The sequence below is a fragment of the Klebsiella sp. ME-303 genome, from assembly GCF_007910085.1.
GTDB lineage: Bacteria > Pseudomonadota > Gammaproteobacteria > Enterobacterales > Enterobacteriaceae > Klebsiella > Klebsiella michiganensis.
Genome location: NZ_VOJB01000103.1, coordinates 103,339 through 129,930, shown reverse-complemented (window position 1 = coordinate 129,930; position 26,592 = coordinate 103,339). Strand labels below are relative to the sequence as shown.

The following is a 26,592-nucleotide window of genomic DNA, read 5'->3' as shown; positions in this document are numbered from 1 at the left end:
CGATATGCCAACAGATACCATCAGATATTATGAGAACAAGAAACGAACAGAATTTAGAGTATCTAGCTGATTTCAGAAATAAAAAAAGCCGCCCTTAGGCGACTTAATTGCATCGTATGGTGCCGAAGGCCGGACTCGAACCGGCACGTATTTCTACGGTTGATTTTGAATCAACTGCGTCTACCGATTTCGCCACTCCGGCACGGAAAGGATACGGAAAACGTTCTGGATTATACCTGTCACTGGCTGCTGCGCAAGCGGCAGAGTGCGATCGCCACGCTAAGTGTTGAAAAAAACAGCGCAAGCCGCATTTCGGCCAACATTCAATACGTTCCAGATATAAACCCCTCGTTCTCACCTTTCCCACTCGCGGTTTCCTCTTTCTCCGAGCCTGCTCGCAAAATCCTGCAAACGGCTCAATTCGGTTTACATTTTCGGCAATTTGTTATCAGATCCTGTTATTAGTACGCGTAATAACGCCGGTACTTTCCCAAAACAGGATTTCCGCAATGCGCTTCTATCAGATCGAACCGACGCTGGAGAACTACTGGCGCGGCATTATTCTTTTTGGCAAAAACGTCGCCTCCTATAAGTTTGCGCTGGCGCATGCGCTGTACGATATCCGCCGCGACGGTAGCGATCTGATACGCCTCGAGGAGCTGGCGGTGCCGTTCAGCCAGCATCTGTGTCGCCATCTTGAGCACGCCCCCAAACAGATCACGTCGCCAAAAAGCCAGTTTCTCAGCGCCTGTAGCCGCTTCAATCGCCAGGAGATAACCCAGGATCAGCTCATCGCGGCAACGGTTAAGCTCGGCTTTAGCGTGGTGCTGGATAAATTTCATAACGTGAATCAGGGCGAAATCGCCAGGCGCTTTTTTATCGACGAGCGTAAAACGCATCAAGGCATCCGTCTGACCGACGACTTTTATTCTCTGACGGAGCGCCAGCAGTACCAGAACCTGATCCACGAAACGGACGCCCGCTGGCGTCTGGTGGAGCAGGCGTGGGCAATGAACATCGCCAGCAGCCTGTTCGCCGTGGAATATGATGCCGCCGAACAGCAGCTCTTCAGCACCCTGAATACCCGACGAGTTGCCATCTCCAGCTGTCGCGACAGCCTGAACGGCTACCAAAAAGGCCGCTGCTTTTACTGCTATGCGCCGATCAGTCTCGAAAGCGGGGATGCGAACCTGGCCGACGTTGACCACTTTATCCCGTGGGCGGCGCGCGGCGAGGTGGCGAATATCAACGGCGTCTGGAACCTGGTACTCGCCTGCAAGAGCTGCAACCGCGGGGAGAAAGGCAAGTTTATGCGGGTACCGTCGGCAAAATTGCTGCGCCGCCTGCGCGACAGAAACGAATATTTTATTACCAGCCACCTTCCCTTGCGTGAAACCTTAATCCGTCAGACCGGCAACACGACCGCCCGCCGCGATGACTTCCTCGCCAAAATCTGGAACACTGCGCGCATTACGCTCCTTCATGAATGGGAACCTCAGGCCGCCGGAACGGATATATTCTGATGACAATCAACTACTACCAGCAGAACGCTGACAGCTTTGTGGCTTCAACCGTCGCTGTCGATATGACCTCTCTGTACGCGCCTTTTATCGGGGCAATTGAACCGAACGGGCTGATCCTCGATGCGGGATGCGGCTCCGGACGCGATGCCAAAGCCTTTGCCGATATGGGCTACCGGGTCGAGGCGTTTGACGCCTCACCGGCAATGGTCGAGCGGGCTGCGCAACACAGCGGGCTGGCCGTGCGTCAGGCGACCTTTCAAAGTATCAGCGAAAACGCGCGGTATGACGGCATCTGGTGCTGCGCTTCGCTGCTGCACGTTCCCGCCGCGGAGCTGCCGGGAGTGATGCACAAACTGGCTACGGCCCTCAAACCCGGCGGCGTCTGGTACGTCTCATTTAAATACGGTTCAGGCGAGCGAGAAAAAGAGGGGCGGCGGTTTACCGATCTCGACGAAGCAGAGCTGACGGCGCTGATCGAACCGCTGGCGGATATCCGTCTCGCCAACATGTGGCAGACGGTGGATAAGCGCCCGGAGCGGAGCGAAATCTGGCTCAACGCGCTGTTACTTAAAAGCTGAACTGTCGTGATGGCTTCTCTCTCGCGGAGAAGCCGGCTTACGCAAGCTTCCCCCCTCCTTCTGCCAAGCGTCCCCTCGCCCCATGCTCTACACTTCCTTCTTAACTACGCCAAACCCAAGGAAACTGTCATGAGCACTATTAAAAGTTACGCCGCCAAAGAAGCGGGCGCCGATCTGTCGCTGTGGGAGTACGATGCCGGCGACCTTAAGCCGGAAGATGTCGAAGTGCAGGTGGAGTACTGCGGGATCTGCCACTCCGACCTGTCGATGATCGACAACGAATGGGGCATGTCGAGCTATCCGCTGGTGGCCGGTCACGAGGTGATTGGCCGGGTGGCGGCGCTGGGCAGCGCGGCGCAGGATAAAGGGCTGAAGGTTGGCCAGAAGGTCGGCATTGGCTGGACGGCGCGCAGCTGCGGCCACTGCGACGCCTGTATCAGCGGCAACCACGTGAACTGCCTGGAAGGCTCGGTGCCCACCATCATCAACCGCGGCGGCTTCGCCGATAAGCTGCGCGCCGACTGGCAATGGGTGATCCCGCTGCCGGAAAACGTCGATCTTGAATCCGCCGGGCCGATGCTCTGCGGCGGCATTACCGTCTTCAAGCCGCTGCTGATGCATCACGTCACGGCCAACAGCCGCGTCGGCGTCATCGGCATTGGCGGCCTCGGCCATATCGCCATCAAGCTGCTGCACGCGATGGGCGCGGAAGTCACCGCCTTTAGCTCCAATCCGGCGAAAGAGCAGGAAGTGCTGGCAATGGGCGCCGATCGCGTGGTGAACAGTCGCGATCCCGAAGCCTTAAAGGCGCTGGCCGGCCAGTTCGACCTGATTATCAACACCGTCGCCGTCGACCTCGACTGGCAGCCGTACTTTGAAGCGCTGGCGTATGGCGGCAACTTCCACACCGTCGGGGCGGTAATGAAGCCGTTCCCGGTCCCCGCCTTCACCCTGATTGGCGGCGACCGCAGCATCTCCGGCTCGGCCACCGGCAACCCGGCCGAGCTGCGCAAGCTGATGAAATTTGCCGGACGCAGCAAAGTCGCGCCGACCACCGAGCTGTTCCCGATGTCGCAGATCAACGAGGCGCTGAAGCACGTTCGCGAGGGCAAGGCCCGCTACCGCGTGGTGCTGAAAGCCGACTTCTGATCGTTCCTCGTCATGCTTCAGGCCGCAGCCGCGCGGCCTGAACGCCACTGACCGGGGTGATGCCGGGCGGCCCGTCTGCCCGGCGCTTGTTTCCCTGGTCATTAAACCGTCATCTCCCCGCCATACGTTTGCAGTCAATCCTTCTCACAATCCGGGCTTCTACAAACGCCTGAATGAGACGTCCGCCACCATGAGAAAAACCTGGCTCCCCTGGCTGATACTGTCGCCTTCCCTACTGTTTTTATTGCTGTTTACCTGGTTCCCCCTCGGGCGATCGATTTATGACAGCCTGTTCGATACCCGCATGGTCAGCGACGGCGGCCAGTATGTCGGGCTGGAGAACTTCAGTCGTCTGTTCGCCGACAGCGTCTTCTGGCAGTCGCTGGTGAATAATCTGCTTTATATCCTGCTGACGGTGGTACCGGGCGTGACGCTCGCCCTGCTGCTGGCGGTCGCCCTGACCGAGAATCACCGCGTCAACCGCTGGCTGCGCACCGCCTTCTTCTTCCCGATGATTATCCCGATGGTCAGCGCCGCCGCGCTGTGGCTGTTTATCTTTATGCCCGGCCTTGGCCTGCTCGATCACTATCTGGCGAAGCTGTTCGGCCCGATGAACAACAACTGGCTGGGGCGCAGCAATAGCGCGCTGCTGGCGCTGGCGCTGATTGGCGTGTGGAAGTTCGCCGGTTACTACATGCTGTTTTTCCTCGCCGGGCTGCAAAGCATTCCGGCCTCCACGCGCGAAGCGGCGATCGTGGAAGGCGCCACCCGCACGCAGGTGTTCTTTAAGGTCACGCTGCCGCTGCTGCGCCCGACCCTGAGCTTCGTGATAACCACGGCGCTGATCTACTCCATCACCCAGATCGACCACGTGGCGGTGATGACCCGCGGCGGGCCGGATAACGCCACTACCGTGCTGCTCTACTACATCCAGAACCTCGCCTGGGACACCCATGATTTAGGTAAAGCTTCCGCCGCCACCTTCCTGACGCTGGCCGGGCTGTTTGCCTTCTCGCTGATTAACCTCAAACTGCTGGAGAAAGGAGCGCACTATGAGCGCTGAAATCTCGCCGCTGGCGCTGCGATCGCACAGCGTATCGCGCCCACTCTGGCTGCGCCTGCGCCGCTCGCAGCCCTTTACGCTCACGGTATTAATGTGCTGCCTGGCGCTGCTGTGGATGAGCCCGTTTTTATGGATGCTGGCGACCTCGTTCAGCGCCACGACCTTCGGCGAGGATATGGCCTCGCTGCTGCCCCGTATGCCGCTGACGCTGGATAACTTCCGCGATGCCTGGGCCAGCGCCGACTGGCTGAGCCTCTACGCCAACACCCTTATCTTCACCTTCGGCACCTTCTTCGTGCAGCTGTTGACCATCACCACCGCCGGCTACGTCTTCGCATGCCACGAGTTTCGCGGCAAGAAGACGCTGTTCCTGATGTTCCTCGTCCAGCTGATGATCATGCCGGTGGTGATGATGGTGCCGAACATGCTGACCCTGAAAACCTTCGGCCTGCTCAACACCCTCACCGGGGTGATGATGCCCTACTTCACCTCGGCGTTCGGCGTGTTCCTGATGCGTCAGGCGTTTCTGGCCATACCCAAAGAGCTGGAAGAGGCGGCGCTGATGGAGGGCTGTCGCTGGTGGCAGGTGCTGTTCCGCGTGCTGCTGCCGATGTCCTGGCCGTCGGTGCTGGCCTTCGCCACCGTCAGCATTACCTACCACTGGAACGAGTATCTGTGGCCGCTGATGATGCTGAACGACCCGGACAAACAGGTGCTGACCGTGGGGCTGGTCTCGTTCGCCATGGGCGCAGAATCCGGCGGTCAGTGGGGCATCATCGGCGCCGGCACGCTGATGGTCTGCCTGCCGCTGATGCTGGCGTTCATCCTCTTCCAGAAACAGTTCCTGCGAAGCTTCGGCTTCTCCGGGATCAAATAAGGAGCTCTTCATGCTGTTAGCGCAAATTTCCGATACCCATTTCCGCAGCCGCGGCCAGAAGCTGTACGGCTTTATTGACGTCAACGCCGCCAATGCCGATGTCGTCTCCCAGCTGAATGCCCTGCAGGAGCGTCCGGACGCGGTGGTGGTGAGCGGCGATATCGTCAACTGCGGCCGCCCGGAAGAGTATGAGGTCGCCCGCCAGATCCTCGGCAGCCTGAACTATCCGCTGTATCTCATTCCCGGCAACCACGACGATAAAGCGCTGTTTCTGGAGTACCTGCATCCGCTGTGCCCGCAGCTCGGCCGCGACGCGCAAAACATGCACTATGCGGTAGACGATTTTGCCACTCGCCTGCTGTTTATCGACTCCAGCCGGGCGGGTACGTCGAAAGGCTGGCTGACCGAGGAAACCATCAAGTGGCTGGAAGCCCAGCTGTTTGATGGCGGCGATAAACCGGCGACGGTGTTTATGCATCATCCGCCGCTGCCGCTGGGCAACGCGCAGATGGACCCTATCGCCTGCGAAAACGGCCATCGTCTGCTGGCGCTGGTTGAGCGTTTCCCGTCGCTGACGCGCATTTTCTGCGGCCATAACCACAGCCTGACCATGACCCAGTATCGCCAGGCCATCATCTCCACCATCCCGGGAACCGTCCACCAGGTGCCCTATTTTCATGAAGATACCCGTCCGTATTACGACCTCTCTCCGGCGTCGTGCCTGATGCATCGCCAGGTCGACGAGCAGTGGGTGAGCTATCAGCATCCTCTGACCCATTACGCCGGACCGTGGATGTACGACGAAAATATCAGCTGCCCAACGGAAGATTGCTAAACGCCATGCTTAGTCTGCAAAACATCAGTAAACAGTTTGACGGTAAACCGGCCCTCAGCGCCCTGTCGCTGGATATTCGCGAAGGGGAATTCGTGGTGCTGGTGGGCCCGTCCGGCTGCGGTAAAAGCACCCTGCTGCGCCTGCTCGCCGGGCTGGAGCCGGTCAGCGAGGGGGAGATCTGGCTGCACGATGAGAACATCACCGAAATGTCGCCCAGAGAGCGCAACTTCGCGATGATCTTCCAGAACTATGCGCTGTTTCCGCACCTGTCGGTGCGCGACAACATCACCTTCGGCATGAAGGTGCGCAAAGAGGAGAAGACCAGCTGGCAGCCGCGGGTGGATAAAGTCGCGCAGATGCTGCAGCTGGATACCCTGCTCGATCGCAAACCGGCGAAGCTCTCCGGCGGCCAGCGGCAGCGGGTGGCGATGGCACGGGCGATTGTGCGCAATCCGCGCCTGTTCCTGATGGATGAGCCGCTCTCCAACCTCGACGCCCGCCTGCGTAGCGAAGTGCGCGACAGCATTATGGACCTCCACCAGCAGCTCAGAACCAGCACCGTCTACGTCACCCATGACCAGACGGAAGCGATGTCGATGGCCGACCGCATCGTGGTGATGAACGGCGGCCACGTACAGCAGGTCGGGCGACCGGAGTATCTGTACGCCAACCCGGCCAACCTGTTTGTCGCCGGGTTTATCGGATCTCCGGCGATGAATCTGCTCTCACTGCCCTGCGCTGATGGTGAGGTATTACTGGGTGAGCTGCGCTATCCGCTGCCGCCGCGCTACCGTGAAGAATCCCGGGTGTGGTTAGGCATTCGCCCGGAACATATCAGCGACCGCGTGGAGGAGAGCCATCTGCGCCTGCCCGCCACCGTGCTGCAACGAGAACTGATGGGAGCCGATTATTTGCTCCACGTCAGCACCCCCATCGGCACCCTACGCTTTAGCCGTCGCCATCGCGGCGCGGTGCCGGAGAAAGGCGATTCGCTGATCCTCGGCTTTTCACCTGCCGATGTGCATCTTTTTCATGCTGAGAAACAGCATAATTTACTGATGGAGACAGACCATGTTTAAACCTCTCACCGCTCTCGCGGTTGGGCTCAGCCTTGCCCTGAGCGGCGCGGCGCTGGCGAAAGAGAAGATCGACTTCATGTTTCCGGCGCCGGTGGACGGCAAGCTGACCATGGAGATGACCCGCGTCATTAAGCAATTCAACGAGTCGCAGCAGGATGTCGAAGTGCGCGGGATCTTTACCGGCAACTACGACACCACCAAGATCAAAGCCGAATCGGCGCAGAAGGCCGGGCAGCCGCCCGCGCTGGTGATTATGTCCGCTAACTTCACCACCGATCTGGCGCTGAAGGATGAGATCCTGCCGATGGACGAGCTGTTCCAGTATGGCGATCAAAAAGCGGGGGATTTTCTGGTGAAGGCGTTCTGGCCCGCAATGCATAAAAACGCCCAGGTGATGGGCACCACCTATGCGATCCCGTTCCATAACTCGACGCCGATCCTCTACTACAACAAAACGATGTTCGATCGGGCCGGGATCAAACAGCCGCCGCAAACCTGGGCCGAGCTGCTGGCGGACGCCAAAAAGCTGACCGACGAAAGCAAAGGCCAGTGGGGGATCATGCTGCCGTCGACCAACGATGATTACGGCGGCTGGATCTTCTCGGCGCTGGTGCGCGCCAACGGCGGGAAATACTTTAACGAGGACTATCCGGGCGAAGTCTATTACAACACGCCAACCACCATCGGCGCCCTGCGCTTCTGGCAGAACCTGGTCTATAAAGACAAAGTCATGCCTTCCGGCGTGCTGAATTCGAAACAGATCGGCGCCAGCTTCTTCTCCGGCAAAGTTGGGATGGCGATGCTGAGTACCGGCGCGCTGGGCTTTATGCGCGAGAACAGCAAAGATTTTGAGCTGGGCGTGGCGATGCTGCCGGCCAAAGAGCAGCGCGCGGTACCGATCGGCGGCGCCAGCCTGGTAAGCTTCAAGGGCATCAACGACGCGCAGAAAAAAGCGGCGTATCAGTTCCTGACGTATCTGGTGAGCCCGCAGGTCAACGGCGCCTGGAGCCGCTTTACCGGCTACTTCTCCCCGCGTAAGGCCGCCTACGATACGCCGGAAATGAAGGCGTATCTGCAGCAGGATCCGCGCGCGGCTATCGCCCTCGAACAGCTGAAGTATGCCCATCCGTGGTACTCCACCTGGGAGACCGTTGCCGTGCGTAAAGCGATGGAAAACCAGCTGGCCGCGGTGGTCAACGATGCCAAAGTCACCCCGGAAGCCGCGGTGCAGGCGGCGCAGAAGGAGGCCGATGCGCTGATGAAGCCCTACGTCGATAAGACCGCGCTGGCGGAAGTGAAGTAGGCCTTTCCCTCACTATCCCCGCAGATAGCTGAGGTATCTTCTGCAATACCGTACGGAAGCAGTGTGCCCCCTCCCCCTTTTCAAGGGGAGGGGATCGTTCGATACGGCTCGTTAGCCCGGACCGTGCAGACCGCTGAGCACCGCTCCAGCATTGCAGATACCGTTGGCAATCAGCGTTACACTTTATCCGCCTGCGATTCAGCCATTATTCGCCGGGCCCTGGCGGCCTGCCCTTCTTCACTGGTGTCCAGCTTATCCCGCAGATAGTGCTCGATTTGTTCAAGACTACGGTGGCGGGTTTCCGGTACGCATTTAATTACGAATATCGCGCCAAATACGCCAATACCGGCGAAGATAAAGAAGGTGCCTGAAAGCCCTAACCACGCCAGCAGTATCGGGAAGAACAGGGAGATCAGGAAGTTGGCAATCCACATTGAAAATACCGCCCCCCCCATAAAAATACCGCGCAGGCGGGTTGGAAATATTTCCGACATGAGCAGCCAGGTCACTGGCGATAGCGCCCCCTGCTGAAAGCTCAGAAACAGTAACATCCCTGCCAGAACCATATAGGCGCGCAGCGCATCAGGCTGGCCGTTAACCGTCTCCGGCAGCAGATAGCTGACCGCACCGATAAAGACCAGGCAAGCGGTGCAGCCAAACTGACCAATCATGGTCATCGGGCGACGGCCAATTTTGCCAAGCATCCAGATGCCAACGAATGTCATCAATACGGAGACTACGCCGTTGGCGATAGTGGCAAACAGCGCGGCATTATCAGTCATACCAACCGAGGTCAGTACCGTGGGGGCATAGTACATAATGGTATTTACACCGGTAAGCTGTTGGATAACCGCTATACCAATACCGATCATAAACAGCTTGAACAACCACGGGGTCATAATCTCGCTGAACCGGGGCTTACCGAGATTGCGCTGCTCATCCAGCGTTTCGGTGATCTCCAGCAGCTCCCACTCAACATCATCTTTATGCCGGGTGCGCTCAAGCACGCGACGGGCTTCCGCCAGGCGCCCTTTCATCGCGTACCAGCGCGGTGAATCCGGCATAAACATCATGCCAAACCAGAGCAGCACGGCGGGTAGCGTCGCCACCGCCAGCATCCAGCGCCAGGTGCTTTCCCCGCCCCAGACTTCATGGAACGTGGCATTAGAAATATAGGCCAGCAGCTGACCGGATACGATCATCAGCTCCTGCAAAGTAACCAGCTGTCCGCGCTTATTCGCGGGAGCTATCTCGGCAATATAGACCGGAACGGTGGCCGCCGCCCCGCCGACCGCCACGCCGAGAATAAGACGAAAGAAAATCATCCAGTTAACGTCCGGCGCCATAGAGGTGCCTATCGCGCCGATGGCAAAAAGCACCGCCAGCCACAGAATAATTTTCTTTCTGCCCGCCGCATTCGCCAGATTGCCAGAAAGCAGCGCGCCAAAGGCGGCGCCGAATAGCAGCGAGCTGGTGACCAGACCGGTGGTAAAGGGAGTAAGATGAAGCTCGGTGCCCATAAAGAGTAAGGCACCGGAAATCACCCCGGTATCATAGCCAAAAAGTAAACCGCCAAGCGTCGCGATCAGGGCGACAACTTTTACAAAGGGCGTTGTCGGGGTCTCGCTATTCGGTCCCGACGCTTTATTGAGTGTAAGGTATTGTTCCTTAGACATAATAGACTCCAGTAACCCGCCTTGTTTGAGGGAAGATTTGCTCTAGTCTGAATGCAGAGGCCGAGGCCTCACCGACGTGTTGTTTTCGTTCTACGTCTTGAGCTACTGCTGAGTGATGGGGTAAAAAAAGCAGGCCATACGACGTATGGCCTGAAAATAAAACAACGATTAGATTCCTGCCGTCTCGCGGATATATTTGCGCGCTTTTACGGCATATTCGAATGGGTTGGCCAGCGCCGGATCCTGCTCGGCCTCAACCACCATCCAGCCTTTATAGCCATGCTCGTCCAGCAGCTTGAACACCGGACGGAAATCAATGACGCCGTCGCCCGGCACGGTGAAGGTCCCCTTCTTCACGCCGTCCAGGAAGGAGAGCCCTTCGCGACGCACCTGCTCGATCACCGGCGGACGCACGTCTTTCAGGTGCACGTGGTTAATGCGCGGCAGATATTTTTTCAGAATCGCCAGCATCGGCTCTTCGCCGCCTTCGGAATACCAGGCGTGTCCGGTGTCGTAGAGCAGGAAGACTTTGTCATCCACCAGCGACATAAACTTGTCGATCTCTGCCGTCGTCTGGATACCGGTGCCCATATGGTGGTGCAGACAAACCTGCATGCCCTTTTCCGCCGCCAGACGACCGAGGGTGTTATAGCCTTCCGCCACCCGCTGCCACTCTTCTTCGCTAAAGCACGGTTTCGCATTCTCCAGGATGGGCTTTTCCAGCCCCTGGATGCTGCCGCTCTGCTCAGAGCAGCCGATCACTTTCGCGCCCATAGCATGCAGGAAATTCATGTGGTTAACGAATTCATCAATGGTCTTTTCCCGCTGGCCGTTAGCAAAAAAGGTGCTGAACCAGGCGTTGCAAATCTGAATGCCGCGGATATCCAGCATCGGCTTGAGAACCGCCGGATCGCGTGGATATTTGCTGCCGACTTCGCTGCCGGTAAAGCCCGCCAGCGCCATTTCGCTGACGATTTGCTGGAAAGTATTCTCGCTGCCCAGCTCCGGCATATCGTCGTTAGTCCAGCCAATCGGGGCGATAGCCAGTTTTACGTTATCTTTGTTCATAGTAGGGGGCTCCTGCCGCTGCGCCTTACCGGCGCAGCAATTCACGTTCGATGAGTTCACGGGTTTCCACTGCCTGGTATTTCATCTTTTCCGGGTAGCCGAACAGCGAGGTGGCCACAATCGGCTCACCGCCGACCTTGAAGGTCTGCTCGGCAAATTTCATATCGCGCAGGGTGCGGAACAGCGCGTCGAAATCAACATCCCCTTCTCCGACGCCCACGTGCTGGTGAACGACGGCATCTACGCCCGGTGGGTTAACGATATAGCGGCAGTGTTTTGTATGGTTGCGGGTATCCGCGATCAGCACATGGGAGAGATCGCTTCCCGCGTAGCGCAGCATCTTCTCAACGTCGCCCACGCCTTTGTCATAGAAAAAGGTATGCGGGACGCTGTAAACGTACTTAACGTTATCGCTGCGGAACGACTTCACGATATCGACGGTTTCGTTGTTCTCTTCGCAGAAGTCCCACGGATGTGCCTGAATTTCAACGCGGATGCCTTCGCGCTCAAAAATCGGCAGCAGCTCTTCCATGGAGCGATAGAACATCTCATCGCAAATCTCCGGCTGGTTAGGATCGCCGGAGAACTCGGTGTTGATCACCTGAACACCCATTTCAACCGCGATTTCGATCAGCCGTTTCCAGTTTTTCACTGCCGCCTGACGGCGCAGCTCATCCGGACCGGACCAGCGGTAGACGCAGATAAACGAGGAGAGCTCCACGCCGGTATCGCGCAGCGCCTGCTTGTACTCAGCCATAATTTCCCGGCTGGCGCGCGGGTGCTTGTAGAACGGGTTGATCTGCGGGTGCGGCGATTGCTCAATGTACTTGTAGCCCCACTCCGCCACCTGATGGACCATTCGGGTTACCCCGAGGTCTTTAATGACATCAACGTCAAAAGCAATTTTCATCGTCGTTACCTGTGCAAAGAAGTTCCGTCAGCAAAGCGGGATTAACGTTTGTAGAATGCCGGGCATTCCGGCAGCGTCACCTCAACCGGCTCGCTGGTTTCCTGGGCTTTGATACAGGCGTCGGCAGCAACGGACGCCGCGTAGCCATCCCACGCCGATGGGCCGTGCAGCTGGCCGGCCTGAACATCATTGATAAAGGCCTGTAGTTCAACGTCATACGCTTTGATAAAGCGATCCTTCCAGTCGGTCAGGATAGCGGTCGACAGGTTAGCGGCTTTGCGCATCTGCACAGCCGACGGCTCAGGCAGGCGGGCAATCCCGGTTTCCCCTACCACTTCACACTGGATGTCGTAGCCGTACTGGCAGTTCACGAAGACTTCCACGTCGATCAGCGTGCCTTTTTTGGTTTCAAACGACACGATCTGCGGGTCTTTCAGGCGCGCGTGGGTGTGGGACGTGGAGCGCGGGAAGCGCACCTGCACGGAAACATAGTCGTCATTCAGCAGCCAGCGCAGAACGTCCAGTTCGTGAATCAGGGTGTTGGTGATCGCCATGTTGGTGATGTAATCCTCACCCACCGACTGGTTGCGGTGCGCGCAGCGCAGCATCAGCGGCGCGCCGATATCGCCGTCATCGATCACTTTTTTCAGCGCCAGATAGCCTTCGTCGTAAGGGCGCATAAATCCAACCTGCACCAGGCGGCGACCGGCCTTCATTTCCGCATCAACGATGCGGCGGCAGCCTTCCGCGCTCATCGCCAGCGGCTTCTCGCAGAACACCGGCTTCCCGGCAGCGATGGCGGCCAGGGTGTACTCTTCGTGGGTGGGGTCCCATGAGGTGACCAGAATAGCGTCCACATCGCTGGCCTTAATCACGTCATGACCGTCGGCGTACACTTCGGCATGCACGCCCGGCAGCGCAACCGCGGCGCGGGCGTTCTCTTCGTTGATATCCGAAACCGCCACTACCGTGGCTCCCTGCAGTACCTGAGTGCAACGACGGATATGCTCTTTACCGATAGCGCCGGCACCGATGACACCTAATTTGAGTGACATAGTTGGTTTTCTCCCGAGATTTGTAGGGTTCAGGGTTTGTGTTCTGTTTTAGTAATCCCGCGCCTGAGCGCGTTTTTCATTGATCATTTGCGCCACCTTGCGGATCCGCTCGGAGAGCGCAGACTGCGCGACGCCGACGTTCCACCAGCTGCCGTATTTGTGCACCATGGTTTTCGGCAGCACTTTAATGTCTATCAGGGTGCTGACGGTTTCGCGGCGTGCGGCGTCCAGCGCGTGGCGTAGTTCTTCTAGCGTCGTGACGCGCCAGGTTTTGCAGCCGTAGCCGGCAGCGACGGTGGCGAAATCTACCGGCACCAGGCCGCCCTGCAGCTGGCCCGATTCGGCGCAGCGGAAGCGGAACTCGGTGCCGAAGCTGTCCATACCGTGCTCCATCTGCAGGTTGTTAATGCAGCCGTTGGCCATGTTGTCGAGCAGCACGATGTTGATCTTCGCGCGCTCCTGCAGGGAGGTCACCAGCTCGGAGTGCAGCATCATGAACGAGCCGTCGCCGACCAGCGAATAGACCTCGCTTTGCGGTTGGGCTAACTTCACGCCCAGCGCGGCGCTGACTTCGTACCCCATGCAGGAGTAGCCGTATTCCACGTGATAGGTGTTGGTGGCCCGGTTGCGCCAGACGCGCTGCAGGTCTCCCGGCAGGCTACCCGCCGCCGCCACAATCACCGCATCCGCCGGCAGCGTTTCGTTGAGTACGCCAAGGACGCTGCTTTGCGTCAGGGTAGAGTCGGTTATCTGACGAAATTCGCGATACACCGATTCCCGATCCAGATGGTCGTCGATTTCCGGGACGAAAGCGGTTTCCTGCCACACCGCCTGGTAAACGCGCTGGGTCTCTTTCAGCTGGCGGCTCTGTACGCTTTCAATTTGCTCGCCCCAGCCAGCCTGCCAGGATTCGCCGGACAGGGCGTCGTCCAGGGCGGTGAGGGCTTCGCGAGCATCCGCCAGCATCGGGATGCCATCCAGCTTCCAGGCGTCGAAGTTGCTGACGTTAATATTGAGGAAGCGCACGCCCGGGTGCTGGAAAATCCATTTTGACGAGGTGGTGAAATCGCTGAAACGCGTGCCGAGACCGATGACCAGATCCGCCTCTTTCGCCAGCAGGTTCGCCGCCAGGCAGCCGGTTTCGCCGACGCCGCCCACGTTATACGGATGCGAAGAGACAACGCTGCCTTTACCCGCCTGGGTTTCGGCAAACGGCACGCCGTAGCGCTCGGCAAAACGGGTCAACGCCTCGCCGGCGCCGGAGTATTTCACCCCTCCGCCGCAGACGATCAGCGGCTTACGGCTGGCTTTAATCGCCGCCACGGCATCCGCCAGCTGCGCGGCGCTGGCCGGGCGGCGGTCAAGGCGGTGTACCCGGCGGGTAAAGAAGGATTCCGGATAATCCCAGGCTTCGCCCTGGACATCCTGCGGCAGACAGAGCGTGACCGCACCGGTTTCCGCCGGGTCGGTCAATACGCGCATGGCGTTGATACAGGCGCTCATCAGCTGTTCCGGACGGGTGATACGATCCCAGTATTTACTCACCGCGCGAAACGCGTCGTTAGTGGTAATGCTGAGATCGTGGCTCTGTTCGATTTGCTGCAGCACCGGGTCAGGCTGGCGGGTCGCAAACACATCCCCCGGCAGCAGCAGCAGCGGGATGCGGTTGGCGGTCGCGGTGGCGGCAGCGGTAATCATGTTCGCCGCGCCGGGGCCAATGGAGGAGGTGCAGGCAATAATCTGACGACGCAGGGACTGTCTGGCAAAACCGGTGGCGACATGCGCCATCCCTTGCTCGTTACGCCCCTGATAGACCCGCATTTCACCGCTATCTTGTTCAAGGGCCTGACCCATTCCCAGCACGTTGCCGTGGCCAAAGATAGCAAAGATGCCTTTGACGAACTTATGCTCTTCGCCATCGACTTCCAGGTACTGGTTATCCAGGAACTTCACCAGCGCCTGCGCCATTGTCAGTCTCAGTTTGCCCATGTTGCCCAATCCTTATTGTTCAGTATTTGCGTGTGGGTTCGCGTTTTGCCCTGCCCAGCGATACAGCGATGAGTCAGGGAAATCGTTAACGTCACTGGAATACTTCTGGATTATAGGCAAACATTTTTTTCATTAAATAAAAATACAGAAAAAATATTTCATTTTGCGAGAGCGATCAAACTCTCTATGCATTTCACCCGTTTCATTCGCATCCTGTATACGGGATAACGCGCAAATTACGCGGCCCACCTCTTAATATCCCCTTAAAAATCATAGGTAAAGACCGCATCTAAACGGGCTCTGGTTCAACTTTCAGCCGCAGCCCAGGATCCGAGGCAGAATGAGGCTCAGCGCGGCATAGTGGTATATCCCTCACATTTTTGGTTTTTTAATTTCGATCTAGTTTGCAAATGAAATATTTATTTCTCAAACTAGAGATAACCAATAACCCTCAGGCTGTTTTCGGAGACGCTGTCGGTATCCCGACTCTTCCGTACAGCAGAAATGCAAAAGGAAACCCTAGCTATGAATGCAGCAGTAAAGCGACTCGACGTCATCTGTATTGGCCGGGTGGCAGTCGATCTCTATGCCCAGCAGATTGGCGCGAGGCTGGAAGATGTCGCCAGTTTTTCTAAATACCTGGGTGGCTCTTCCGGCAACGTCGCCTTCGGCACCGCCATTCAAGGATTAAAATCGGCAATGCTCGCTCGCGTGGGCGATGAGCATAATGGTCGTTTTCTACGCGAAACCCTGAGCCGCGCCGGCGTCGATACCGAATATCTGATCACCGATAAGCAGCGCCTGACGGCGTTAGTGATGCTGGGGATTAAAGATCAGGAGACGTTTCCGCTGATTTTTTACCGCGATAACTGCGCCGATATGGCCCTTTCGCCAGAAGATATTAAGGAAGAGTACATCGCCTCTTCCCGGGCGCTGGCGGTAACCGGCACCCACCTTTCGCACGCCAACACGCGCGAAGCGGTGCTGAAGGCGCTGGAGTACGCCCGCCGTCACGGCCTGCGTACCGCGCTGGATATCGACTATCGTCCGGTGCTTTGGGGGTTAACGTCTTTAGGCGACGGTGAAACGCGTTTCATTGAATCCGGCCAGGTGACCAGCCAGCTGCAGGAAGTCCTGCATCTGTTCGATTTAGTGGTGGGGACAGAAGAGGAGTTTCATATTGCCGGCGGCAGCACTGATACCCTGACCGCGCTGAAAAACGTGCGTAACGCCACGAAAGCGACGCTGGTTTGCAAGCGCGGTCCGATGGGCTGCGTGGTGCTGGAAGGCGCTATTCCCGACAGCTGGGATAGCGTGCCGCTGCAGCAGGGCGTACGCGTAGACGTGCTTAACGTCCTGGGCGCGGGCGATGCCTTTATGTCCGGGCTGCTGCGCGGCTGGCTTAACGATGAAGGCTGGGAGCAGGCCTGCCGCTACGCTAACGCCTGCGGCGCGCTGGTGGTTTCACGCCACGGCTGCGCGCCCGCAATGCCGACCAAAGCCGAGCTTGACGACTATCTGTCGCGGGCAGAATCGGTGCCGCGTCCGGATATCGACGATCGTCTCAACCATCTCCATCGCGTCACCAGCCGCCGCCAGGCATGGCCGGAGCTGTGCATTTTCGCCTTTGACCACCGTAAACAGCTGGCAGATCTGGCGCTGGAAACCGGGCGTGATGAATCCTGCATTCCGCAGCTGAAGCTGCTGCTGCTGGCGGCCGCGGAAGCCGCCGCAGACGAAGCCGGTCTTGACGGTCGCAGCGGCATCCTCGCCGATGGCACCTACGGCCAGCGCTCGCTCAATGCTATCACCGGCAAGGGCTGGTGGATTGGTCGACCGATTGAAATGCCGAGCTCGCGCCCGCTGCGTCTGGAACACGGCAACATCGGTTCCCAACTGATCGACTGGCCGCTGGAGCACGTGGTGAAATGCCTGGTCTTCTATCATCCGGCCGATCCGGCCGAGCTGCGCGCCGAACAGGATGCGCTGCTGCTGGAGGTCTGGCAGGCGTGCAACAAGTCCGGGCATGAGCTGCTGCTGGAAATCATCCTGCCGGAAAACGGCCCGGATAAAGATGAACGCCACTACCACGACATGCTGGAGCACTTCTATCAGCTGGGCATTCAGCCGGACTGGTGGAAGCTGCCGCCGCTGTCGAGCGCGGAATGGGAAAGGATTGGCAAACTGATCGCGCGCGAAGATAGCTGGTGCCGCGGGATCTTAATCCTCGGCCTGGACGCTCCTTCGGACCGTCTGCGCGCCGGTTTTGCCGAAGCGGCGAAGCATCCGATGATCAAAGGTTTTGCCGTAGGACGCACCATTTTTGGCCAGCCTTCACGGCGCTGGATGCAGGGAGAGCTCAGCGACGAGGCGCTGATTAACGAAGTGAAACGCAACTACCTCACGCTCATCGGCTACTGGCGAGAAGCCCGCGGCTGATTCCGCCCAGGCCCGCATCCTCTTCAGAAGATGCGGGCTTTTTTCTGGATCTTCGTGAAATGAATCGCGTATTTCATCGTAGTAAATGAAAAATTCGCTTCATTTGATACACTGGAAATTATATTCCTTTCATTTTCTCAGAGCGCAATCTATGGCCAATAATCCGACCCAACTTACCATCTTGCAGGATGAAATCAGGCGTCGCTACGACACGTTAAGCAAACGCCTGAAACAGGTAGCCCGCTATATTCTCGATAACAGCAATAGCGTGGCTTTCGACACCGTGGCCTCTATCGCGCAACAAGCTGACGTCCCCCCTTCCACGCTGATCCGCTTCGCTAACGCCTTTGGTTTTAGCGGCTTCAACGAAATGAAGCAGATGTTCAAGCAGCATCTGATGGAAGAGACGGCTAACTATACCGAGCGCGCGCGTCTGTTCCGCCAGACCACGACGGATGACGCAACCCCGCCGGAAACGCCGACCGAAATCCTGAATATGTTCACCATGGTCAATACCCAGGCGCTGCAGCAGCTGGCGATGCAGACCTCCGGCGACGATCTGCAGCGCGCGGTCGCGCTGCTGGCGGAAGCGGAGAATATCTACGTTATTGGCCTGCGCCGCTCCTTTAGTGTCGCCTCCTATCTGACCTACGCCCTGCGCCATCTGGACCGTAAAGCGTTCCTGATTGACGGTCTGGGCGGCATGTTTACCGAGCAGCTGAGCCTGGTCGGGCCGAAAGATGTCGTGGTGGCGGTGAGCTTCTCTCCGTATGCTCGGGAAGTGGTTGAACTGGTGGAGCTCGGCGCGCAGCGTAAAGCACGACAGATAGCGATTACCGACAGCCAGGTCAGCCCGCTGGCGGCCTTCAGCGACGTCTGCTTTGTGGTGCGCGAGGCGCAGGTTGATGGTTTCCGCTCGCAGGTGGCCTCGCTGTGCCTGGCCCAGACGCTGGCGGTCTCGCTGGCGCTGAACAGCAGCAAAGATGCAGAGACGAAGCAGCTGGCTTAAATTTTTCATGCCTCCCGGATGGCGACGTAAACGTCTTATCCGGGCTACTTGTCCGCAGACGACGATAAACCCGTAGCCCGGCTGAGCGCAGCGCGAGCCGGGGTGCAGCTGGCTTAAATTTTTCATGCCTACGGATGGCGACATAAACGTCTTACCCGGGCTACTTGTCCGCAGACGACGGTAAACCCGTAGCCCGGCTAAGCGCAGCGCGAGCCGGGGTGCAGCTGGCTTAAGCTTTTCATTATTCCCGGATGGCGACGTAAACGTCTTATCCGGGCTACTTGTCCGCAGACGACGGTAAACCCGTAGCCCGGCTAAGCGCAGCGCGAGCCGGGGTGCAGCTGGCTTAAATTTTTCATGCCTCCCGGATGGCGACGTAAACGTCTTATCCGGGCTACTTGTCCGCAGATGACGGTAAACCCGTAGCCCGGCTAAGCGCAGCGCGAGCCGGGGTGCAGCTGGCTTAAGTTTTTCATGACTCCCGGATGGCGATGTACACGTCTTATCCGGGCTACTTGTCCGCAGACGACGGTAAACCAGTAGCCCGGCTAAGCGCAGCGCGAGCCGGGGATGTGGCAGAATTGCGACGACGATCTTATTCGGGTAACAGGATCAAAAAGGCCGGTAAGCATGGCTAACCGGCCTTTTTATCCTCAACCGATGCTAATCGTGGCGGGGATAATCAGGGCTATTGATCCACGCGTGATCCTCTTCCCAGGTAAACATCCATTTGCGATCCGGGCCGGCCATCACGTTCAGATAGTAGCTGTCATATCCGGCAATCGCCGCCACCGGATGGTAGCCGCGCGGCACCATGACCACATCGTGGTTGTAGGGAGCCATACAGGCATCAAGGCTGCGGTCATCGGTGTAGACGCGCTGGAAGGCAAAACCCTGCGGCGGATCGAAACGGTGGTAGTAGGTCTCTTCCAGCTGGGTTTCCTGTCCCGGCAGCGCCGTATCGTGCTTGTGCGACGGCCATGAGCTGGTCGCCCCTTCGTCAGTGTAAACCTCCACCACCAGCAGGCAGTCCGCCTGCGCGCTATCCGGCAGAATATTGTGCACCAGCCGCTGGTTACGCCCTTTACCGCGATGCTCTACGCCCACGTCCTGCGGGGAGATAACCCGTGCAGGGAAGGTTCCTTTACCCGGCGCGCTGCATACGGCCAGCTCGAGGTCAGAATCTGCCGTCACTTCGACTTTATCCTGCGGCGGCACGTAGACTGACCAGGGCGGCGTCCGCTCAAACGGCGACATACGCTGGCCGAGGTTCGGGAAATCCGCCTGCGTGGTTTTTACCGAAGCCAGGCCGGCAACCAGCACCAGGCACAGTTCGCGATCGCCGCTTTCCAGGGTGACGGTTTGCCCTTTCTTTAACATCCAGACATCAAAACCAATGTACTTCCACCCCGCGCTCTGCGGGGTGATGTGCTGAATCTGCCCTTCTTTTTTTGCTTTAGCCAGTAAAGACATGGCGCTCTCCTTCGCCGATTAGCCTAACGTCGGCATACTGAATTCAGATACGGTTTGCTGACCCTGCGGCCAGCGGACGGTGGCGGTTTTCATACGCGTATAGAAGCGCACGCCGTCCGGGCCATGGACGTTCAGTGCGCCGAATACGGAGCGTTTCCAGCCGCCAAAGCTATGGAAGGCCATGGGAACGGGTACCGGTACGTTGACCCCAACCATTCCGGCCTGGACATCATGGACAAATTCACGCGCGGTGTGGCCGTTGCTGGTAAAGACGGCGCTACCGTTGCCGAACTCATGGCTGTTCACCAGCTCCAGCGCGCTGTGGTAATCCGCCACGCGAACAATCCCCAGCACCGGGCCAAAAATCTCTTCGCGCCAGATAGTCATCTCCGGCGTGACGTTGTCGAACAGCGTTCCGCCGACGTAGTATCCCTCTTCAAACCCGCGCACCTGCGGCTTGCGTCCGTCAACCACCAGCGTCGCCCCCTCGCTGACCCCTTTATCAATATATCCCAGCACTTTTTTCTGATGGGTATCGGAGACGACCGGCCCCATTTCGTTCTCTTCTTTTCCGCGCATACAGCCCGGCCCAACCTTCAGGGATTCCACCAGCGGCTTCAGGCGCGCAATCAGTTTATCCGCCGTTTCATCACCCACGGCGACCACCACCGGCAGCGCCATGCAGCGCTCGCCCGCCGAGCCGAACGCGCCGCCCATAATGGCATTCACGGTGGCATCAAGATCGGCATCCGGCATCACAATCGCGTGGTTTTTCGCCGCGCCAAACGCCTGTACCCGCTTGCCATAAGCGCTGGCGGTTTTATAAATATGCTCCGCCACGCCGGAAGATCCGACAAAGCTTACCGCCGCGATCCGCGGGTCCCGGTATAGCTGCTCGGCATCTTCGTTGCTGCAGTGCACGACGTTAAAGACGCCATCCGGCAGACCCGCTTCTTTCAGCAATTCCGCCAGACGCACCGCGGCAGTAGGCGCCAGCGCTGGCGGCTTCAGGACAAAGCTGTTGCCGCAGGCCAGCGCCAGCGGGAACATCCACATCGGTACCATCGCCGGGAAGTTGAACGGCGTAATGCCCGCTACCACGCCCAGCGGCTGCATCAGAGAATAGCTATCAACGCCGGTGCCGACATCCGATGAGAACTCCCCTTTGATCAGGTGCGGAATACCGCAGGCAAACTCAACGACTTCCATGCCACGCGTCAGCTCCCCCATCGCGTCGGAAAACACTTTACCGTGTTCGCTGACGATAATCCCCGCCAGCTCTTCAGCGTGCTGTTCCAGTAACATTTTAAAATTGAACATCACGCGGGCGCGGCGCAGCGGCGTGGTGCGCGACCAGCTTTCAAAAGCATCACGCGCCACCTGAATGGTGTCAGAGACTTCCTGCGCGGTCGATAACGTGACTTCGCGGACCACTTTGCCCGTCGCGGGGTCGAAAACCGGCATTGTTTTGCTGCTGCCGCTGGTAACGGTTTTCCCGCCAATAAAGTTTCCTGTGATAGTCATGCTCTCGCCTCATCTGTATGGGGTATCGGGGGCCAACGCAGTACGGCCCATTACTGGATCTGCTGTGCTGTAACCGTAGTAAAATGAAATTAATATTTCAATATTGATAGCTAGTGAAATTCTATTTTGGTGATGATGGTCGCAATTTCGTGTAAGAAATTGCCGGCTTGCGGACTAAAGCACGATAAAAAGAGTTGAGATTTAGCGCCACCTGCAACCCGTGCTCTTTAAAACGCAGCAGAAAAATATTTTGCGAGTCGGCTCAAAAAATCACCATTTCATACATTGCTAATTTTGGAATAAATGTTTTGACTATGAGGTATTCGAACGAATCCGATCCCTACATTTCTGGAGAGTCAAAATGGCTATTGCATCGCAACGTTTCTGCATCAACCGCAAGATCGCCCCGTCACTCAGCATTGAGGCCTTTTTCCGGCTGGTGAACAGCCTGGGGTTGAACAAAGTCGAGCTACGTAACGACCTCCCCAGCGGAAAAGTAACCGACGACCTGAGCCACCAGCAGGTGCGAGAGCTGGCTGACCGCTACCATATTGAGATCCTCACTATCAATGCGGTCTACCCCTTCAACTGCCGCACCGCAGAGGTTCGTAGCCTGACGGAGTCATTGCTGAAAGAAGCCAAAGCCGTTGGCGCCAAATCGCTGGTGCTGTGCCCGCTGAACGATGGTACCGAGGTTCCGGCGAGCGAAACCCTTAACGCCCTGCGTGACCTGGCGCCGCTATTCGCCTTCTACGGTATTCAGGGGCTGGTGGAGCCGCTCGGTTTCCCGCAGAGCTCGCTCCGCTCCTCGGCGCAGGCGCAAACGCTGATCCACGACGCGCGGGTGCCGTTTAAGCTGCTGATAGATACCTTCCATCATCATCTTTATCCGCAGGCGGAGCAGGAGTTTAACCAGGTGGATATCGGCGAAATCGGTCTGGTCCATCTTTCCGGCGTAGAGGATTCCCGCCCGCGCGAAGCCCTTACCGACAATGAGCGCATCATGCTGACCGCAAAAGACCAGCTGCAAAGCTGCGAGCAGGTCAAAAACCTGGAGGCGCGCGGCTATCAGGGCGTGTATGCGTTCGAACCCTTCGCGCCGGAATTGGCAAACTGGAGCGAAGACGATATCCGCCGCGAAATCGAACAGAGCATCGCGTTAATTCAGCGCCACTGCGCCTGACGTGAATAAGCGAAGGTGTGCGTGATTTCCCTCCTTTTGCTATCAGGTTGCCTATACTCGCAGCAGGATAAATGGAGAAATCGCTCATGAGCTCACCTCTGCTGATTGCACGCACGCTGGATAAACAGCTGCATTTACTGCCCGCTATGGCCAACCGCCACGGCTTGATTACCGGCGCCACGGGGACCGGTAAAACCGTCACTCTGCAAAAGCTGGCGGAGTCTTTCTCGGAAATCGGCGTTCCGGTATTTATGGCCGATGTGAAAGGCGACCTCACCGGTATCGCCGAGTCGGGACAAAGTTCGGAAAAGCTGCAGGCGCGTCTGGAAAAAATCGGCGCAACGGACTGGCAGCCGCACGCCAATCCGGTGGTGCTATGGGATATTTTTGGCGAAAAAGGCCACCCGGTTCGCGCCACGGTTTCCGATCTCGGGCCGCTGCTGCTGGCTCGCCTGCTCAACCTCAATGAGGTTCAGTCTGGGGTGCTGAATATCATCTTCCGTATCGCCGACGATCGCGGGCTGCTGCTGCTCGACTTTAAAGACCTGCGCGCCATAACCCAATACATTGGCGACAACGCCAAAGCGTTTCAGAACCAGTACGGCAACATCAGCAGCGCCTCCGTTGGGGCGATTCAGCGCGGATTATTAACCCTGGAGCAGCAGGGCGCGGAGCACTTTTTCGGCGAACCTATGCTCGATATCCAGGACTGGATGCGCGTCGACGCTGAGGGTAAAGGAGTGATTAATATCCTGAGCGCCGAAAAGCTTTACCAGATGCCGAAGCTGTACGCCGCCAGCTTGCTGTGGATGCTCTCCGAGCTTTACGAACGCCTGCCGGAGGCCGGTGACCAGGAGAAGCCAAAGCTGGTCTTTTTCTTTGATGAAGCGCATCTGCTGTTTAACGATGCGCCGCAGGTGCTGCTGGATAAAATCGAGCAGGTCATTCGCCTGATTCGTTCTAAAGCCGTCGGGGTCTATTTTGTTTCACAAAACCCGGCGGACATTCCCGATGCGGTTCTCGGTCAGTTGGGTAATCGCGTGCAGCACGCCCTGCGCGCCTTCACGCCGAAAGACCAAAAAGCGGTAAAAACCGCCGCGCAGACCATGCGCGCGAATCCCGCGTTCAGTACCGAACAGGCGATCCAGGAGCTGGGCACCGGCGAGGCGCTGATCTCCTTTCTTGATGAGAAAGGCAGCCCTTCGATAGTGGAACGCGCGATGGTTATCGCCCCCTGCTCGCGTATGGGGCCGGTCACCGATGACGAACGTAACGGGCTGCTTAACCACTCGGCGCTGTACGGAAAATATGAAGAAGAGATCGACCGTGAATCGGCCTTTGAAATGCTGCAACAGGGCGTTCAGAGCACAACGGAGCAGCAGCAATCACCGCCCGCAAAAGGCCAGCAAAACGGCGATGACGACGGTCTGCTCGGCGGGCTCAAAGACATTCTGTTCGGCACCACCGGGCCGCGCGGCGGCAAACGCGACGGCATTGTGCAAACGGCGGCCAGGAGCGCGGTGCGTCAGGTCACCAACCAGATAGTCAGGGGAATGCTGGGAAGCTTACTTGGCGGGCGGAAACGCTAAAAAAAGCCCCCTTTCTGACTTCAGGAAGGGGGCGCGTGACGTCAGGTTTTACGCATCATCAGCCAGAGGCTCAGCAAGAAGAAGCTGGCGCTCGGCAACAGCGCGCCGATAATCGGCGGAATGCCGTACACCAGGGTGAGCGGGCCGAAAATCTGGTCCAGCACGTAGAAGATAAAGCCGAAGCTGATCCCGGTCACCACTCTGACGCCCATCGGTACGCTACGCAGCGGGCCGAAGATAAACGACAGCGCCATCAGCATCATCACCGCCACCGACAGCGGCTGGAAGATTTTGCTCCACATATTGAGCTGATAGCGGCCCGGATCCTGACCGCTGGACTTCAGATAGGTAACATAGTTGTGCAGGCCGCTGATGGACAGCGCGTCCGGGTCCAGCGCCACCACGCCGAGCTTATCCGGCGTCAGGTTGGTCTTCCAGGTCCCGCTGACCGTCTGCGTTCCGGTGACCTGTTTCGGGTCAGTCAGGTTGGATTCATCCACCTGCGACAGCCGCCAGAGCTTATTCTCGGTGTCGAACTTTGCCGAAGCGGCATAGCGAACGGACTGTAAGCGGCGCTGGTCGTTAAAGGCGTAAATGCTCACCCCGCCCAGCTCATCGTTGCCTTTTACCCGCTCGATATACACAAAGTTATGGCCGTCTTTCGCCCATAGCCCCTGCTGAGTGGAAAGCAGCGAACCGCCGTACATCTGCTGAGCACGATAGTTACGCGCCATCTGCTCGCCCTGCGGGGCAACCCACTCGCCCATCGCCATGGTCAGCAGCACCAGCGGAATCGCGGTTTTCATCACCGACAGCGCCACCTGCAGACGGGTAAAGCCGGAAGCCTGCATCACCACCAGTTCGCTGCGCTGCGCCAGCATCCCCAGCCCCAGCAGCGCGCCGAGCAGCGCCGCCATCGGGAAGAAGATTTGGATATCTTTCGGCACGCTGAGAATCGTGTAGATTCCGGCCCCCAGCGCATCATAGTTGCCCTGCCCGGCCTTTTTCAGCTGGTCGACAAACTTGATGATGCCCGAGAGGGAAACCAGCATGAACAGGGTCATCATGATGGTATTGAAAATCGTCTTACCGATATAACGGTCAAGTACCCCAAACGCCTGCATCACGCCGCTCCTTTGTTAAAACGGGCACGGAAGCGGCGCATCGGCACCGTATCCCACAGGTTCAACAGCACGGCCAACGCGAAATAGAGCAGGTTTACCGCCCACATCCAGACCATCGGATCCATTTTACCTTTACCGCCGCTCGATTTAATCGACGTTTGCAGCAGGAAGAACACCAGATAGAGCAGCATCGCCGGCAGCATCGACAGCACGCGGCCCTGGCGCGGGTTCACCACGCTGAGCGGCACCACCATCAGGGCCATGATGAACACCGTTGCCACCAGCGTGAAGCGCCAGTGCAGCTCCGCCCGGGCGCGATCGGTATCGGTATGCCACAGGGTGCGCATATCCATCTGCTCGGTATCGTTCGGGTCGGAAGCCACCGCCTGATGGCCGACTATCGCCTGATAGTTTTTGAAGTCGGTAATGCGGAAGTCGCGCAGCATCGCGGTGCCTTCAAAGCGGGTGCCCTGATTCATGGTCACCACCTGCGAGCCGTCTTTACGCAGCGAGAGCTCGCCGGTATCCGCGACCACCACCGACGGGCGCGCGTTGCCTCGCGGCCGCAGCTGAGCAAGGAAAACGTCGCTGAAGCGGTTGCCGTTGACGTTCTCAATAAACAGCACCGCGCTGCCGTCGCTGGCCTGCTGGAACTGGCCCTGAGCCAGCGCCGCCATGCCGGGGTTCGCTTTCGCCTCCGCCAGCACTTCATCCTGGTGACGAGAAGACCAGGGGCCGGCCCACATCACGTTGACCGCCGCGACGACGCCCGTAAAGAGCGCCAGGATCATGGCGGCTTTCACCAGTACGGCTTTACTCAGGCCGCAGGCGTGCATCACCGTAATTTCGCTTTCGGTATACAGTTTGCCCAGCGTCATCAGCAGCCCGAGGAATAAACTCAGGGGCAGAATAAGCTGCGCCATTTCAGGTACGCCCAGCCCTAACAGCGAGAGCACCAGATTTGTCGGGATATCGCCATCAACAGCCGCGCCGAGGATCCTGACCAGTTTCTGACAAAAGAAAATGAGCAGCAGGATGAATAGGATCGCCAACTGGCTTTTCAGCGTCTCACGAACCAGATATCTTATGATTATCACTATAAATACGCCCGTAAAAACCCGTTTTATTGCAGGAAAATTGCTTGTT

General features: G+C 58.1%; 21 protein-coding genes and 1 tRNA gene. 12 read left to right on the top strand and 10 right to left on the bottom strand.

Annotated elements, in window-relative coordinates; all coding sequences use genetic code 11:
- Window positions 1-117: 117 nt before the first annotated feature.
- Window positions 118-202 (bottom strand) — tRNA-Leu (locus FQK12_RS25795).
- Window positions 203-509: 307 nt separating this feature from the next.
- On the opposite strand from FQK12_RS25795, the gene FQK12_RS25790 reads away from it, so the two are divergent.
- The 8 genes from FQK12_RS25790 to FQK12_RS25755 all read left to right on the top strand — a co-directional run bounded on the left by FQK12_RS25790 (window position 510) and on the right by FQK12_RS25755 (window position 8,407).
- The gene (locus FQK12_RS25790) at window positions 510-1,523 is read left to right on the top strand and encodes an HNH endonuclease domain-containing protein (protein WP_014227689.1); all 1,014 of its coding nucleotides are present in this window, start codon (window positions 510-512) and stop codon (window positions 1,521-1,523) included.
- Window positions 1,523-2,101: a class I SAM-dependent methyltransferase gene (locus FQK12_RS25785; RefSeq protein ID WP_014227688.1), complete on the top strand. Its 579-nt coding sequence runs from the start codon at window positions 1,523-1,525 to the stop codon at window positions 2,099-2,101. The genes FQK12_RS25790 and FQK12_RS25785 overlap by 1 nt, the downstream gene beginning before the upstream one ends.
- A gap of 129 nt (window positions 2,102-2,230) precedes the next feature.
- Window positions 2,231-3,250: an NAD(P)-dependent alcohol dehydrogenase gene (locus FQK12_RS25780; protein ID WP_004128305.1), complete on the top strand. Its 1,020-nt coding sequence runs from the start codon at window positions 2,231-2,233 to the stop codon at window positions 3,248-3,250.
- A 190-nt stretch (window positions 3,251-3,440) separates the two neighbouring features.
- Window positions 3,441-4,313 carry a carbohydrate ABC transporter permease gene (locus tag FQK12_RS25775; protein WP_014227687.1) on the top strand — a complete coding sequence of 291 codons (873 nt, stop codon included), beginning with the start codon at window positions 3,441-3,443 and terminating at the stop codon, window positions 4,311-4,313.
- Window positions 4,303-5,190, top strand: a complete 888-nt coding sequence (locus tag FQK12_RS25770; protein ID WP_014227686.1) for a carbohydrate ABC transporter permease — start codon at window positions 4,303-4,305, stop codon at window positions 5,188-5,190. The genes FQK12_RS25775 and FQK12_RS25770 overlap by 11 nt, the downstream gene beginning before the upstream one ends.
- 10 nt (window positions 5,191-5,200) lie before the next feature.
- Window positions 5,201-6,025 carry a phosphodiesterase gene (locus tag FQK12_RS25765; RefSeq protein WP_004117574.1) on the top strand — a complete coding sequence of 275 codons (825 nt, stop codon included), beginning with the start codon at window positions 5,201-5,203 and terminating at the stop codon, window positions 6,023-6,025.
- 5 nt (window positions 6,026-6,030) lie between these two features.
- On the top strand, window positions 6,031-7,104 hold the full coding sequence (locus FQK12_RS25760; protein ID WP_014227685.1) for an ABC transporter ATP-binding protein: 1,074 nt from the start codon (window positions 6,031-6,033) through the stop codon (window positions 7,102-7,104).
- A complete protein-coding gene (locus FQK12_RS25755) occupies window positions 7,097-8,407 on the top strand; it encodes an ABC transporter substrate-binding protein (protein WP_014227684.1) in 1,311 nt (436 codons plus the stop codon). Before FQK12_RS25760 ends, FQK12_RS25755 begins: the two co-directional genes overlap by 8 nt.
- A 176-nt stretch (window positions 8,408-8,583) precedes the next feature.
- Here the strand turns inward: FQK12_RS25755 and FQK12_RS25750 are convergent, their stop codons facing one another.
- The 5 genes from FQK12_RS25750 to iolD all read right to left on the bottom strand — a co-directional run bounded on the left by FQK12_RS25750 (window position 8,584) and on the right by iolD (window position 15,105).
- Window positions 8,584-10,083: a sugar porter family MFS transporter gene (locus FQK12_RS25750; protein ID WP_014227683.1), complete on the bottom strand. Its 1,500-nt coding sequence runs from the start codon at window positions 10,081-10,083 to the stop codon at window positions 8,584-8,586.
- Between the two features lie 168 nt (window positions 10,084-10,251).
- Window positions 10,252-11,151: a myo-inosose-2 dehydratase gene (iolE, locus tag FQK12_RS25745; RefSeq protein ID WP_004098147.1), complete on the bottom strand. Its 900-nt coding sequence runs from the start codon at window positions 11,149-11,151 to the stop codon at window positions 10,252-10,254.
- A gap of 25 nt (window positions 11,152-11,176) precedes the next feature.
- Window positions 11,177-12,061: a sugar phosphate isomerase/epimerase family protein gene (locus FQK12_RS25740; protein ID WP_004098146.1), complete on the bottom strand. Its 885-nt coding sequence runs from the start codon at window positions 12,059-12,061 to the stop codon at window positions 11,177-11,179.
- Between the two features lie 41 nt (window positions 12,062-12,102).
- Window positions 12,103-13,116 (bottom strand): Gfo/Idh/MocA family protein, encoded by a 1,014-nt coding sequence (locus FQK12_RS25735; RefSeq protein ID WP_004098145.1) that lies wholly within the window; start codon window positions 13,114-13,116, stop codon window positions 12,103-12,105.
- 48 nt (window positions 13,117-13,164) lie between these two features.
- Window positions 13,165-15,105 carry a 3D-(3,5/4)-trihydroxycyclohexane-1,2-dione acylhydrolase (decyclizing) gene (gene iolD / locus FQK12_RS25730; RefSeq protein ID WP_014227682.1) on the bottom strand — a complete coding sequence of 647 codons (1,941 nt, stop codon included), beginning with the start codon at window positions 15,103-15,105 and terminating at the stop codon, window positions 13,165-13,167.
- Window positions 15,106-15,630: 525 nt separating this feature from the next.
- Here iolD and iolC point away from each other — a divergent pair.
- Complete coding sequence (gene iolC, locus FQK12_RS25725; protein ID WP_014227681.1) at window positions 15,631-17,544, top strand: bifunctional 5-dehydro-2-deoxygluconokinase/5-dehydro-2-deoxyphosphogluconate aldolase; 1,914 nt, start codon at window positions 15,631-15,633, stop codon at window positions 17,542-17,544.
- Window positions 17,545-17,695: 151 nt separating this feature from the next.
- Window positions 17,696-18,553 carry a MurR/RpiR family transcriptional regulator gene (locus FQK12_RS25720; RefSeq protein WP_004098142.1) on the top strand — a complete coding sequence of 286 codons (858 nt, stop codon included), beginning with the start codon at window positions 17,696-17,698 and terminating at the stop codon, window positions 18,551-18,553.
- 663 nt (window positions 18,554-19,216) lie between these two features.
- On the opposite strand, the gene iolB is transcribed toward FQK12_RS25720, so the two are convergent.
- Window positions 19,217-20,026, bottom strand: coding sequence for a 5-deoxy-glucuronate isomerase (gene iolB, locus FQK12_RS25715; protein WP_014227680.1), 810 nt, complete (start codon window positions 20,024-20,026; stop codon window positions 19,217-19,219).
- A gap of 18 nt (window positions 20,027-20,044) precedes the next feature.
- The gene (locus FQK12_RS25710; protein WP_014227679.1) at window positions 20,045-21,550 is read right to left on the bottom strand and encodes a CoA-acylating methylmalonate-semialdehyde dehydrogenase; all 1,506 of its coding nucleotides are present in this window, start codon (window positions 21,548-21,550) and stop codon (window positions 20,045-20,047) included.
- Between the two features lie 361 nt (window positions 21,551-21,911).
- Between FQK12_RS25710 and FQK12_RS25705 the strand changes: the two genes are divergently transcribed.
- Both FQK12_RS25705 and FQK12_RS25700 read left to right on the top strand, forming a co-directional pair.
- Window positions 21,912-22,733: a TIM barrel protein gene (locus tag FQK12_RS25705; RefSeq protein WP_014227678.1), complete on the top strand. Its 822-nt coding sequence runs from the start codon at window positions 21,912-21,914 to the stop codon at window positions 22,731-22,733.
- Between the two features lie 86 nt (window positions 22,734-22,819).
- The gene (locus FQK12_RS25700; RefSeq protein WP_014227677.1) at window positions 22,820-24,322 is read left to right on the top strand and encodes a helicase HerA-like C-terminal domain-containing protein; all 1,503 of its coding nucleotides are present in this window, start codon (window positions 22,820-22,822) and stop codon (window positions 24,320-24,322) included.
- A 41-nt stretch (window positions 24,323-24,363) separates the two neighbouring features.
- On the opposite strand, the gene lptG is transcribed toward FQK12_RS25700, so the two are convergent.
- Window positions 24,364-25,446 (bottom strand): LPS export ABC transporter permease LptG, encoded by a 1,083-nt coding sequence (lptG, locus tag FQK12_RS25695; protein WP_014227676.1) that lies wholly within the window; start codon window positions 25,444-25,446, stop codon window positions 24,364-24,366.
- Window positions 25,446-26,543 carry an LPS export ABC transporter permease LptF gene (gene lptF, locus FQK12_RS25690; protein WP_004098132.1) on the bottom strand — a complete coding sequence of 366 codons (1,098 nt, stop codon included), beginning with the start codon at window positions 26,541-26,543 and terminating at the stop codon, window positions 25,446-25,448. Before lptF ends, lptG begins: the two co-directional genes overlap by 1 nt.
- Window positions 26,544-26,592 lie beyond the last annotated feature (49 nt).